We start from the raw sequence: 12,366 nt of genomic DNA, 5'->3' as shown, positions 1-12,366 counted from the left end.
ATTCCCGGCGGCCACCGTGCGTTTCCCGCCAATACTTATGTCGCGGGCACACTGGTGCGTGTGTATGAGACTTCGGACCGTGCTGAACGAGTACAAGCGCGACCGTGACGGGCGCTTTCCGGGGGAGTTGCCCACGACAGACGGCGCGTTCTCCGGGCACGGCGATCGATTGGTCTACGTCGGGGCTGACGGCGCCCTCCGCGATTATTCCGCGGCGCTCTCGGGGTTGTACGGGATCGACCGTTCGCGGTTCGCGATCGAGGCGGACGGCGAGATACGCTGGTTCGACGAACTCGAACGCGTGCGCCAGCACTACTATCGGGAGACGACCCTCGTCGAGACGGAGTACAACGCCGGTTCCTACACCGTCCACCAGTACGACCTGACGCTGGGTCGCGCACACGTCACCCACGTCGAACTCCGCGGAGCGATCCCGACCGACGCACACCTGACGGCCTTTCTGACGCTCGCTCCCGAGAGCAGCGAGACGCAGGTCGGTCGCCTCATTCACGAGCGCGGCGGTCCGAACGACACCCAGGCCGTCGAGGTGTTCCACCGCGACGAGCACGATTACGTCACCGCTTCGACCGGCCTCGACGACGTCCGCGCGCAGGTCCCCGAGCGATTCGAGGAGATGCTCTCCTCGGAGGCGTTCGAACTCCCCCGAGACGCCGTGCTCGAACGCTACGAGGACACGCACCTCAGCGGCGACATCGTCGTCTCCGCGCCGCTCGAACGCGAAGACCGGGGCGTACAGACGACGCTCGTCACGCAGTTGTCTGATCACACCGAGGTCGACCGCGAGGACGCACTGGCGGACCTCCGGAACTGCGCGCTCGAACACGCCACGGCGGACGAGATTCGCGCTGCTGCCCGCGAACGTGCCGAGGTGGCGGTCCCCGAAGACGTGCCGAGACCGCGAACCGTCCGCGCCGATCTGCGGGCGCTCTCGCTGCTGACGGCGCCCTCCGGTGCGCACATCGCCGGCCCCGAGTTCGATCCCTTCTACACGCACTCGGGCGGTTACGGCTACACGTGGTTCCGCGACGAGGCCGAGTCCGCTCGACACCTTCTTCGGAGCGACGAACTGCTCGACCTCGATCTGACAGAGCGGCTCTCGACCGTCGCCGCGTTCTTCTGTGACACCCAACTCGACGACGGCTCGTGGCCCCACCGGGTGTGGGCGATCGACGGATCGCTCGCTCCTGGCTGGGCGAACGCACAGATCGAAGGATCAGACGCGCCCGAACACCAGGCCGACCAGACGGCGAGCGTCGTCACCTACCTCGCGACGCTCTTGACAGAGCGGCAGTCTGATCTCTCGGCGTCGCTCACCGAGCGGATCGAGGAGACGATCGAAGCCGGCGTCGCCGCACTCGATTCGGATCTCGCAGACGACGGGCTCCCGCGGGAGTGTCAGAACGCCTGGGAGAATATGATCGGCCGGTTCGTCCACACGACGGCGACGTTCCTGCACGCGTACGCGAGCGTCGCCGCGGCCCCCGTGGAGACCGACCTGGCGGTCCACGCCGAAGCGCAGGCCGACGCCGTCTTCGCGGGCCTCGATCTGCTCTGGGACGACGACTACGAGGTGTACGCGCTCCGTCTCCGTGACGGGAACGGCGACCGTGACTCACGATTAGATTCGGGCTCGTTCGCCCTCGTCGAGGCGTTCGCCGCCTACGACGACGTCGACGAACTCGACGAGATCCCGACGCAGACGCTCTCTCGGCTGGAGCGACATATGCGAACGGCGTTCGACGACCTCTATCGAGAGTCGGCGGGCGACGACGTCGCGGGTATCATCCGGTTCGAGGGGGACTACTGGCGCAGCGCCGAACAGGACGACGAGAAGGTGTGGTCCGTCGCGACCGCGTGGGGCGCGAACGCCGCTGCGGGGTTCGCTGTCCTGCTGGACAACTACGGGCGGAAAGCGGCGTCCGCGGACTTCTTCGAGTACGCGACGGAACTGTACCACCTGATCCGTCCGAAGGGCCCGTTCTGTACGGGCGCCGGCTACCTGGCAGAGCAGGTGTTTGACGACGGCACGCCCGACAGCGCCACGCCGCTCGCGTGGTCGCACGCGATGCGCCTCCGCGCGACGGGCGTTCTCGAAGCCCACGACGCCCTGCCGGCCCCGAAGTCCGCGCCGTCGGGGCCGACGGGACGGCCGCGCTGGACGACCGGCGAGAAGTACGGCGTCGGGACCGTCGCAGACCACACGTCCGAGGATCCCTCGCGCGTGTGGTTCACGCTGACCGAGGGGGCGTTGACGGAGGTTCGGTTCCCCCGCGTCGACCTGATGAATCTCCGCACGCTGGATCTCCTCGTCGTCGACGCCGCCGCCGACTCCGATTACACGGCCCGGACGTACAACGAGACGCGCCGCGACGACGAGGCCGACACGATCGATCGGCGCGTCGAGATCGTCGATGACGACGCGCTGTTGTTCCGGCACGTCGTCTCCGAGACCGGCGACGGCCGCGGTCACGAGTGGCGCCTGCACGCCGAGTACGTGACTGACCCCGAACACGACGCGCTGCTCGTCGACGTCGACTTCGAGGCCGACGACGACAACGAGTACGAACTGTACGCCATCGCGGACACCGCGCTCGCGAACACGGGCACGACCGACCGCGGGCTCCGGCTCGGCGGTCCGGACGGCTATCACCTGGTCGCCCGCGACGCCAGCGCGTACGATCAGCGCGGCGACGTCGAACCGCTCCTCATCGACGAGGACGGGACGGAGTACAGCGTCGCGGCCGCGATGGCGACCGCCGGCCGCTTCGAGTGGGCCACCGTCGGCGTCGCCGGCTCGAAGTACCTCAACGAACTCTTTTCGGACGGGGCCGCGCCGACGCCGCAAAACAGCGTCGACGACGAGAACGTCGTCCTCGTCGGCCGCCTCGGCGTCGGCGAGGGAGTCGCCGACCGGATCGCACTCGGATTCGCCGAAGACGCCGACACCGCGGCCGCGCTCGGTGAGGCCGCGGGGGCGCTCAGCCGCGGCTACGAGACTGTCCGGCGGGACTACGTCGACTCCTGGGACGACTTCCTCGCGGACAAAGAGCTCCCGGCCTCCGTCGCAGACGACGACACGCTCGCGAATCAGTACAAGACGTGTCTGATGAGCCTGCGCGCCGTCGAGGACAAGACGTTCCTCGGGGCCGGCATCGCCTCGCCGTCGGTGCCGTGGGGCGAGGCCGTCAGTGCCACCGAAGCGAAGGGCTACGGCTACAACTTCGTCTGGTCGCGCGATCTCTATCAGGTCTTCACCGTCTTCGAGGCGGTGGGAGACATCGAGACCGCGCAGTTGGCGCTCGAGTACATCTACCGCTTCCAGCAGGACGAGCGGGGGTTCATCCCGCAGAACACCTATCTGAACGGGCGGACGCGCTGGGGCGGCGAGCAGATGGACAACATCTCGTTCCCGCAGGTGATGGCGTGGATGCTCCGCGAGCACGGCGTCGACTTCGCCGATACGGAGTACGATTACGTCAACGTCAAACGCTCCGCTGACTACGTGGCCCGGAACGGGCCGCCGACGGCCCAGGAGCGCTGGGAGGAAGAAGCGGGCTACTCCCCGTCGTCGATCGCCGCCGAGATCGCCGGTCTCGGGTGTGCTGCCGACATCGCGATCCAGGAAGGACACGACGCCGACGCGCTCATCTGGCAGGCGCTGGCCGACGACTGGGCCGACCGCGTCGAGGAGTGGACCGCCACGGAGACGGGGACGAAACGCCACACGAACACGCCCTACTACGTCCGGATCACCCGCGACGGCGACCCCGACGTAGGGCACCTCCGGACGCTCGCGAACAACGGACCGACGCTCGACGAACGCGAGATCATCGACGCCGGCTTCCTCGAACTCACCCGATTGGGAATCAAGCCCGCAGACGACGAGATAATTCGGAATTCGGTGACGGAGGTCGACGAGACGATCCGCGTGGATACGCCGCACGGTCCGGCGTTCTATCGGTACAACGGCGACGGCTACGGCGAGCGCGCAGTCGACGAGGAGGGCGCGCCGTGGTCGATCGAATCGAAGGGCAAAGGCCGACTCTGGCCAATCTTCACCGGCGAGCGTGGAGAGTACGAACTGCTCTACGGCCCGGACGAAGACGCGCTCGATCCCCGAAACCTCCTCGAAACGATGGCGGGCTTCGCCAACTCCGGCCGGATGCTCGCAGAGCAGGTCTGGGACCGCGAGCACAGCACGCAGTACAACTGGGCGTTCGGCGAAGGGACCGGCGCGGCGACGCCGCTGGCGTGGTCGATGGCGCAGTACGTCCGCCTCGCACACGGAATCGACGTCGGCGAACCGGTCGAGATGCCGTCGGTGCTCCGCGAGCGGTACGTCGAGGGCGAAGTGCCGGCGGGGCCGCGGCTTCAGGTCAGTACGCGCTTTATGCGCGACGAACTGGTCGTCTCGGGGCGAACCGATGCGGCCATCGTGGCGATCAAGACGCCTTCGGAGACCGAAATCGTCGTGCCCGAGAAGGGGTCCTTCGAGGAGTCACTCGACATCGAACACGGAGAAAACCAGATCACCGTCGCGGCCGCGACCGACGTCGATCTGAAGCAGGCGGGAACGAGCGTCACGCGGTTCACGCTCTAAGCCGCTCTGTGACGAGAGATCGAGGAGCGGTCCAGACCGCGCTCCTCACTTTGCCCCCTCACGGCAGATAGACCGCTCACAGCAGGCTGACTTTCCCACGCACGAGCGTGGGCAGTTGCGCGATGACCGTCGGGAAGGTGAGCCCCAGTTGGTCCATAAACTCCCGTTGGTCGAAGTAGACGTGGTGTTCCTGCAGTTTGCCCTCCTCGATGTGAAACTTCGCCATCATCTGGATTTCGACGCTCCGATACGTCGGCGGCACCCCGTTGAACACGCCTTCGTGGGTCCCCGTGAACGTCACTTCGTCCATCACGAGATCGTCCGTCGCGACGAGGTCGGCGACGGTAAACTGAAAGTCGGGAAAGCCACGCTCCAGCCGGTTCATAAAGGACACTAACCCGGTCGGGCCGCGCGCTTCACCCACCGGGCCCGTGCCCACGTCTTCCGGGACGGCCGGATCGTACAGGACGAACGAGTCGGACACGAGGTCTGGGATCCGTGAGTAGTCCCGTTCGTTCCAAACGTCCACGTACGCCTCGACTACTGTTTCGTTTGCTGTGCGATTCGGAGTCATCCTCGACTCACGTTCGAATGTATGTTACACTGTGTCATAATCCCTCGTGAGCATTTTTTGAAATGTAAACCGAGATATGGATTGTGCAGCGAGCACGGTGAGCAGGCACGACAGAGCGGATCTCCCAACGGTCGGCGACAGCGATCTATCGGCCGAGTCTCGGCCGAATCGCCCACGTCGCTTTTGTCTCGTCGGGTCCTCTCTCCCCTATGGCGACGTACTCGCGGCTGACACGGGTTTCCGCACCGCTCTCTGAGGTCTGGGACTTTCACTCGCGCGTCTCCGGACTGGAAGCGTTGACGCCGGGGTGGATGAACCTCCACGTCGAGGCCGTCACCGGTCCCGACGGCGACCGCGATCCCGAGATTCTGGAGACGGGATCGGAGATCCAGATGTCGATGCGGCCGTTCGGCGTCGGACCGCGACAGCGCTGGACGTCGGTAATCACCGACCGCGAGTCCGGCGAGGAACGGGCGATGTTCCGGGACGAGATGCGCGGCGGTCCGTTCGCGAAGTGGGTCCACACCCACCGGTTTATCGCCGACGGCGAGGAGACGATACTCGACGATCAGGTCGAGTACGAACTCCCCGGAGGTGGCCTCGGTCGGACCGCCTCGCCACTGGCCGTGGTCGGCTTCGAGCCGATGTTTCGAGCGCGACACCGGAAGACGAAGGAACTACTCGAGTAGGGGCGACGCGCACCGAAAGCACTTGTCGGTCGCTCGGGCAGTTGACAGTATGTCAGGCCCTCCACCTGTTGACGCGTCGGATACACCCGCCCGACCCGAGACCGGTCCGCAAAAGCGGATCGAGAGCGACGTAAACGGCGACAGCACCGCGGACTGCAATCGCGAGGGGACCAGCGACAGGAACGCGGACGCAGACAGCAACGCGGCCGACGATCGACCCACCCGACGCCGGGTCCTCGCGAGCGTCGCAGCCGTCGGCGCGGGACTCCCCCTCGCGGGGTGCGGCGGCATCGGCACGACCGGGACCGACACCGAGGGCGACACGGCCACCGAGACCGCGTCGTCGCCGACGGACACATCTCCCGGTCGCGGTCCGGCACCGTCGGTGATCGGGCCGTGGCCGCAGGCCCGCGCTGACGCGGCGAACACCGGCGTCGCGGCCGGCACCGGACCACTCAGTTCGCCGAGCGTCCGGTGGACCACGGCGAGCGCCGGAACGATCGGCGCGGCGGTCGGCGTGGGTGGCGAAGCAGACAGTTCAGCAGACCACACTGGCGCGTTCGTCGTCGCCGAAGACGGACGCGTCGCCGCCGTCGACGCCGCGGGCGAGGAACGCTGGACGGCCACTGTCGACGCGGCGCAGTTTCCGCCGGCCGTCGGGTCGGGTCGCGTCGTCGTCCCGGAACGCGAACGGCTCGTCGTGCTCGACGCCGCAACCGGACAGCACCAGCGGACGATCGACCTCCCCGGTGGAATCCTCTACGCGCCGACAGTCGTCGGGTCGCACGCGTTCGTCGGCACGTTCTCCGGCGGCGTCGTCGCAGTCGATCTCGCGACGGGCGAGACGCGCTGGCAGGCGGGCGAGCCGAGTCGTTCGTACCCACCAGTCGTCGTCGACGGCGTCGCCTACGTCACGGCGCGGCGGTGGGGGACGGACGAGACTGGAGGAAGCGAAAGCGGCGCGTCCGACGATGCCGGCGTGTTCGCCGCACTCGACACCGAGACGGGCGATCGACGCTGGTCGGTGCCCCTCGACGGCAATCCGACCGCACCCCCGGGATACCACGACGGCGTCGTCTACTGCGGGACGCACCGGGGTCACGTGTATGCGGTGGACGCGGCGACAGGTGAGACGCGCTGGCGCGAGACGGTTGGCGACTGGGTGACTCGCGGTCCGACGGCCGCGGCCGACGGCGTGTGCGTCGTGGTCCTCGGGGAGGGGCCAGTCAAACTGGCCCACGACGGGAGCGTGACGTGGCGCTCGACGATCGACGCCGGGACGAATCCCGTCCTCGATTCTGACGTCGCCCTGTTCGGAACGAACGCGGGCGTCGTCGCGGTCGGACGAGACGACGGCGAGGTCCGCTGGCGCGGTGAGACGGACGCGCCCGTCCGGTTCGACGTCCAGGTCGCCGACGGCGTCGCGTACGCGGGCGATCAGTACGGCACAGTCCTCGCGTTCGACGTCGACACGGGCGACCGACGGTGGGAGTTTCCATTCCGTCCGAAGACGATGTCAGGACCGGTAGTCGGCCCGCGGACGGTGGCGGGCGGAAACAGAGACGGCGGCACGTACGACCTCCTCGCGACGGACGGACTCGAACTGTCCCGCATCGGAAGCGTCGGCGGGCCGAGCCTCACACCGGTGTTTCTCGGTGACGAGCCCGGCTCGTCGCGGGAGACGTTGCTCAGCGGCGGCGGAGACGGCGTTTTCAACCGCGTGCGGACGATCGACTACGGCGACTCGCCGACGACTGATCTGCAGCCCACCCCGACGCCGACCGCGACGCCGGGGCCAGACGAACCGACGGCGACGCGGACGCCACACATCGACTTTCCGCAACCCGAGCAGCTCTGGGGCACCTCACTGGACGTCGATCCGCGCTCGCCGCTGACCTACGCCGACGGCGTCGCGTACGTCGGAACGGCCGAGGGGATCGCCGCCGTCGACGCACGCGACGGTGATCTGCGTCTCAGGCGAGATCTGGGGGCGGTGGTGAGCGGTGCTCCCGCGGTACAGAGCGACCGGGTGTTCGTCGCGACGCGGGCCGGCCGACTCCTCGCGCTCGGGACCGGCGGGACCGGCGACAGCAACCTCGCCGAAGCGAGCGTTCAGTGGGAGGTTTCGTTAGACGCGCCGGTCCGGGCTGGCCCCGCCGTCGCTGACGGCGCGGTAGTCGTCGCCAGCGAGTCCGGACGCGTGGCGTCGTACACCGTCGACGGCGACCACCGCTGGGAGCAGACGCTCGACGGCGAGATATACGGGGGGGCGGCGACGACGAGCGAGCGCGTGTTCGTCGGCACGAGCGTCGGGGAGGTGGTTGCGCTCGACCGGACCGATGGCTCCGTGGCGTGGCGTGCGTCGGCCGAAGGAGCGGTGCACGGGACCCCCGCCGTGGGTGGAGCGGGCGACGGCGAGCGAGAGACCGTCTACGTCGGGGATCACGCGGGGACGCTCTCGGCATTCGCGGGGGCCTCCGGCGACGTCCGCTGGCGGCTGTCGCTCGGACAGTGGGTCGACGCCCCGCCGGCGATCGGCCACGGCGCGGTGTTTGTCGCCGACCAGACAGGCCGCGTGTATGCCGTCGTCGGGTGACTTCGATCGAGGGGTCCGGCGGGAAGCGTCCCGGTCTCAGGCGTCGTCGTCGCGTAAGTCGCCGAAGACTTCCGCGGCGGTAGAGGGCGTGTCGAAGTCGTGGTAGTGTTCGCCCTTCTCTTTGGTGAGGATGTTCAGCGCGGCAGCGGCGCCGTCGCCGGCGGAGATGACGGCCTGCCACTCCTCGGCGCGGATCATCCCGCCGGTCGCGTAGGCGTCTTCCACGCTCGTCTCCATCGTCACGTCGACGGCGACAGTGCCGTCGTCGTCGAAGTCACAACCGAGCGACTCCGCGAGGTCGCGGTTCGCGCCGGTCGCGAGCACGAGGTAGTCGACCTCGTGGTCGTCGTCGCCCGCGCTGACGACGAAGCCGTCGTCGGTCACGTCCACGTCGTCGACTTCGACGTCCTGGTGGCGTTCGGCCCCGAAATCGTCGGCCTGCTGGCGCGCCGTCTGCATAAACGCGTCGCCGTCGAGCGAGCCGATTCCGGGGTAGTTGAACAGGTGCGCCTTGTGCATCCACGTCTCGTCGGTGTCGAAGACCAGTGCGTCGAGACCGTTCTTCGCCGTGAAGAGGGCTGCCGAGAGGCCGGCGGGACCGCCGCCCACGATGGCTACTCGTGTCATCAATACTGCATACAGTCTCGTCCCCGTTGAGTGTTCGGGCTAGCGTGGCGAGCACCTCGTCGCAATCGGGGACAGCGGGAGGGAGCGTAGGGCGGCGTGGCCCGCTGATTAGGACGGCTTCGGGAGCAGTTCGCGCCACTTCTCGGGTAACGGGGCCGCCGAGCCAGTCTCCGGGTCGACGACGACCTGCACCGACGAGCCGGTGGCCGCGACCGCACCCTCGAAGGTGAGTTCGTAGGTGGTCTCGAAGGAGGTGCGGCCCACGTCGGTGACGTCCAGCGCGACGTCGACGGTTCCGATGTCGTCGATCGGGGTGCGATAGTCCATTTCGAGATGGGCGACCACGATGCTGAGGTCGCTCAGACCTTCGCCGAGAATCTCCTCGAAGAACTTCACGCGGCACTGTTCGCAGTACGTCGCGTACACGACGTTGTTGACGTGGCCGACGGCGTCGAGGTCGCGGAAGCGGACTTCGTGCGTCGTTACGTAGGGGTATTCGTAAGGTGAGGACATACCACACCGCTCGGAGGCGGCGAACGATAAATGCCCGGTCGGTCGGCGCGCGCTCGGATCGGTCTCGGGGGGACCTCGGCGCGTCGGTGCACCACTCGCACCGGCGCGTCAGTGCATTGGTCGTACCGGTCCGTCGAGGTCGGCGGGATCTGCGGACCGGGTGACAGTCGCCCGGCGCTCGGGGAGGTCGAACGCGCGCCAGACGTTCGAGCGGACGCCGACGCGGGTCATCGTCAGCGGGACAGTCGTTCCGGACGGGAGCGCTTCGAGTCGCCGGCGGAGTTCGGGGGACGCGTATTCGGTGAGGTGTCGCGTCTCGTTCGTCTCGCACACCTCGACGGTCATCGCGCCGTGGTCGTTCATCGGGCGGCGTACGACCACGTGAGTGGGGGATTGGGGCGATGGCATCGAATAGGTCCAACGGGCTTCGCTCGGATAAACTGTTATATTTTCAATACAACTGGCTACTAGACGCTACGTAGTTTCGGTAGCCGACGAGAGGGAAGCGTCGATCAGCAGTGACTCGTCGCGTTTCCGACGGCCGGCGTGGTGATTTCAGCCTCGATGAGCACCGACCCCTGACTGTCGTCGGGGCGGTGGACCATTCGATACACCTCACCTTCGCAGGCGGGATTCAGTGCCGAATCGCTGCCGTAGCCGTCGATGTGTGCGTAGTCGCCGGCCGTGAGCGGACCCGACGTCGTCCAGACCTGGTCCCAGCGAATCAGATTCCCGTCGCTATCGACGACGTAGAAATCTTCGCCGGGTTCGATACGTCCCTGCGTCAGGGTGATGGTCACGTAGGGCCGGTCGTTCGTATTTCCGGAGCCGTCAGCCACGTGATCCGTCTCGTAGCCGTACTGCGGCGACGGGTCGTTGGGAGAGTCGATCCCGACCGCGAGGGTTCCGAGGATGACGGCGAGGGCGGCGAGGATGGCAAGCATCAGGACGGCGCCAACAACTGGGGAGACGCCACGTCGGTCCAACGAAAGATGGGACCGCATTGTGGAACGCTTCTCCGCGGACGTATTGTATCTTACTGCGATCGCTCCACGGTTCTGTCGAGCCACCCCCCACGAGACGTGTGAACATTACTTTTAATCATTTGGTATCTGATTACTACTGTGAGATGTACGACAACATCCTCATTCCGACGGACGGGAGCGAACAGGCGGGCAACGCGGTCGAGGAGGGTATCAGACTGGCGAGCGAACTGGATGCGACGGTTCACGCGCTGCACGTCGTCGACGAGTTCGAGGCCAAGATCGTTCCGATCACCGAAGCCGAGGACGAAAAGCGCGAGGAGTACCTCGAACACGGCGAAGCGATCACCGACGAGGTGGCACAGTTGGCCGAGGAAGCGGGGCTCGGCTGTGTGACTGCCGTCCGAACCGGGATGGCCCACAAAGAGATCGAGCGCTACGTCGACGAGAACGACATCGACATCGTCGTGATCGGCTCGCGTGGACTGGGCGCGGTCGAAGAGATGTTGCTCGGGAGTACTGCGGACAAAGTCGTTCGGATCGTCGACAAACCCGTGACCGTCGTCTACAAACGACCCGCTGAGACCGTCCAGTGGATGCTGCCCTCCGCGGAGGATACGATTCACCGTTGAGACGACAGCACGAGGTGCCCAAAGACGAAAATCGAGACGGGATACCCGACGATCGAGAGGCGACCCCGGCATCGGCAGGCCTGCGGTGAGTCCGCTTTGGTCGAGATGTGTTTCACCGACGCAGTTGTGCCCTGAAAGTGTTAGTAAGACCACAGTAATTATGGGTCGCCGAGTTGTACATCGATTGTCGTGACTGAGAACGAAAATCGGGATGGGGGGACGTCAGGACTCGGGAGTCGACCGAGTCAGGAAACTGGGTCGGAGTCGTCCGAGAACCCGATCGATCCCGCGGTCCTCGAGCGCGATGCCGTGTTTTCAATCTTGAATGATCGACGCCGGCGATACGTACTCTACGCGCTCGCGGAGGATCCCGAATGGACACTGCAGGAGTTGGCGACGCGCCTCGTCGCTTGGGAGGAAGGCGTCGAGGACGACGACGTCGGACCGAACTGTCGCGAGCGGCGGTACATCTCGCTGTATCACACGCACGTCCCGAAACTCGCCGACGAAGGCGTCGTCGAGTTCGACGCAGACGCCGAACGCATCACGCCCGGTGAACGTGCTGCGGGGGTAATCGAGTTTCTGGCAGCCGTCGAGTGAGGGACGAGCGGAACTGAGGGGTGGATCGCTCGTGAACGGGCTCTGTATCAGCACGCCTTGTGCGTATTGTCGACGACGCACCGGCCTGTGGAGACGTTAGCGCAGCGTTCGCTGTTCCGTGATAGCCCGTCCGCTCACACTACCAGCTGTGGTCAGTGACCGGATATACAATATTGATTGCAATAAGAAAAGTTCATTTTGCGTCGTCTTCGAGCACAGTACAATGCGATACCGTCTACTGATGCTAGTCGGGTTGATTCTGCTCAGCCCGATCGCTACTGCAGCGAATCCAGCACAATCGCAAGCTTCGGTGGGAGATGCAGTCGTTTTCGATCAAAGCACGACGAGTACCACGTCTACTGCAACGACAACAGCATCCACTACAACAACCACCACGTCTACTGCAACGACAACAGCACCCACTACAACTACGACGGATACTCCAACACCGACTCCAACGCCGACTCCAACACCGACACCGAGTGAGAGTACCTGTGATCTTCCGATCACAGAGACAGACGTCACGGGACA

General features: G+C 66.2%; 11 protein-coding genes. 5 read left to right on the top strand and 6 right to left on the bottom strand.

The window, feature by feature from the left end; genetic code table 11:
- Positions 1 to 64 precede the first annotated feature (64 nt).
- Positions 65 to 4,621, top strand: a complete 4,557-nt coding sequence (locus D3D02_RS13930) for a glycoside hydrolase family 15 protein (protein WP_121570601.1) — start codon at positions 65 to 67, stop codon at positions 4,619 to 4,621.
- Positions 4,622 to 4,697: 76 nt separating this feature from the next.
- Here D3D02_RS13930 and D3D02_RS13925 read toward each other — a convergent pair whose 3' ends face one another.
- Positions 4,698 to 5,195, bottom strand: coding sequence for an ester cyclase (locus D3D02_RS13925; RefSeq protein WP_121570600.1), 498 nt, complete (start codon positions 5,193 to 5,195; stop codon positions 4,698 to 4,700).
- Between the two features lie 209 nt (positions 5,196 to 5,404).
- Between D3D02_RS13925 and D3D02_RS13920 the strand changes: the two genes are divergently transcribed.
- Positions 5,405 to 5,884, top strand: coding sequence for an SRPBCC family protein (locus tag D3D02_RS13920; RefSeq protein ID WP_121570599.1), 480 nt, complete (start codon positions 5,405 to 5,407; stop codon positions 5,882 to 5,884).
- Between the two features lie 49 nt (positions 5,885 to 5,933).
- On the top strand, positions 5,934 to 8,480 hold the full coding sequence (locus D3D02_RS13915; protein WP_121570598.1) for a PQQ-binding-like beta-propeller repeat protein: 2,547 nt from the start codon (positions 5,934 to 5,936) through the stop codon (positions 8,478 to 8,480).
- A 36-nt stretch (positions 8,481 to 8,516) separates the two neighbouring features.
- Here the strand turns inward: D3D02_RS13915 and D3D02_RS13910 are convergent, their stop codons facing one another.
- The 4 genes from D3D02_RS13910 to D3D02_RS13895 form a co-directional block, all read right to left on the bottom strand.
- A complete protein-coding gene (locus D3D02_RS13910) occupies positions 8,517 to 9,107 on the bottom strand; it encodes an FAD-dependent oxidoreductase (RefSeq protein WP_121570597.1) in 591 nt (196 codons plus the stop codon).
- A 108-nt stretch (positions 9,108 to 9,215) separates the two neighbouring features.
- Complete coding sequence (locus D3D02_RS13905) at positions 9,216 to 9,620, bottom strand: thioesterase family protein (RefSeq protein ID WP_121570596.1); 405 nt, start codon at positions 9,618 to 9,620, stop codon at positions 9,216 to 9,218.
- A gap of 108 nt (positions 9,621 to 9,728) precedes the next feature.
- Positions 9,729 to 10,028, bottom strand: a complete 300-nt coding sequence (locus D3D02_RS13900) for a hypothetical protein (RefSeq protein WP_233560664.1) — start codon at positions 10,026 to 10,028, stop codon at positions 9,729 to 9,731.
- A 104-nt stretch (positions 10,029 to 10,132) separates the two neighbouring features.
- Positions 10,133 to 10,624, bottom strand: coding sequence for a type IV pilin (locus D3D02_RS13895; protein ID WP_121570595.1), 492 nt, complete (start codon positions 10,622 to 10,624; stop codon positions 10,133 to 10,135).
- 125 nt (positions 10,625 to 10,749) lie between these two features.
- Here D3D02_RS13895 and D3D02_RS13890 point away from each other — a divergent pair, with 125 nt between their 5' ends.
- Together D3D02_RS13890 and D3D02_RS13885 are read left to right on the top strand one after the other, a co-directional pair.
- Positions 10,750 to 11,235, top strand: coding sequence for a universal stress protein (locus D3D02_RS13890; RefSeq protein ID WP_121570594.1), 486 nt, complete (start codon positions 10,750 to 10,752; stop codon positions 11,233 to 11,235).
- Positions 11,236 to 11,424: 189 nt separating this feature from the next.
- Positions 11,425 to 11,835, top strand: a complete 411-nt coding sequence (locus D3D02_RS13885) for a hypothetical protein (protein WP_121570593.1) — start codon at positions 11,425 to 11,427, stop codon at positions 11,833 to 11,835.
- A 333-nt stretch (positions 11,836 to 12,168) separates the two neighbouring features.
- Here D3D02_RS13885 and D3D02_RS21200 read toward each other — a convergent pair whose 3' ends face one another.
- The gene (locus tag D3D02_RS21200; protein WP_233560663.1) at positions 12,169 to 12,345 is read right to left on the bottom strand and encodes a hypothetical protein; all 177 of its coding nucleotides are present in this window, start codon (positions 12,343 to 12,345) and stop codon (positions 12,169 to 12,171) included.
- Between the last annotated feature and the right edge of the window lie 21 nt (positions 12,346 to 12,366).

Source organism: Halobellus sp. Atlit-38R (genome assembly GCF_003665925.1).
Lineage (GTDB): Archaea > Halobacteriota > Halobacteria > Halobacteriales > Haloferacaceae > Haloquadratum > Haloquadratum inordinatus.
The sequence above is the reverse complement of the archived record's forward strand: the minus strand, read 5'-3'. Positions and strand labels throughout refer to the sequence as shown.

What these genes read in the sequence shown, in the direction of transcription:
- D3D02_RS13890 (WP_121570594.1), top strand. Translation starts at nt 10,750, where the DNA reads ATGTACGACAACATCCTCATTCCGACGGACGGGAGCGAACAGGCGGGC.
- D3D02_RS13895 (WP_121570595.1), bottom strand. Translation starts at nt 10,624, where the DNA reads ATGCGGTCCCATCTTTCGTTGGACCGACGTGGCGTCTCCCCAGTTGTT.
- D3D02_RS13910 (WP_121570597.1), bottom strand. Translation starts at nt 9,107, where the DNA reads ATGACACGAGTAGCCATCGTGGGCGGCGGTCCCGCCGGCCTCTCGGCA.
- D3D02_RS13915 (WP_121570598.1), top strand. Translation starts at nt 5,934, where the DNA reads ATGTCAGGCCCTCCACCTGTTGACGCGTCGGATACACCCGCCCGACCC.
- D3D02_RS13925 (WP_121570600.1), bottom strand. Translation starts at nt 5,195, where the DNA reads ATGACTCCGAATCGCACAGCAAACGAAACAGTAGTCGAGGCGTACGTG.
- D3D02_RS13930 (WP_121570601.1), top strand. Translation starts at nt 65, where the DNA reads ATGAGACTTCGGACCGTGCTGAACGAGTACAAGCGCGACCGTGACGGG.
- D3D02_RS13905 (WP_121570596.1), bottom strand. Translation starts at nt 9,620, where the DNA reads ATGTCCTCACCTTACGAATACCCCTACGTAACGACGCACGAAGTCCGC.
- D3D02_RS13920 (WP_121570599.1), top strand. Translation starts at nt 5,405, where the DNA reads ATGGCGACGTACTCGCGGCTGACACGGGTTTCCGCACCGCTCTCTGAG.
- D3D02_RS13900 (WP_233560664.1), bottom strand. Translation starts at nt 10,028, where the DNA reads ATGCCATCGCCCCAATCCCCCACTCACGTGGTCGTACGCCGCCCGATG.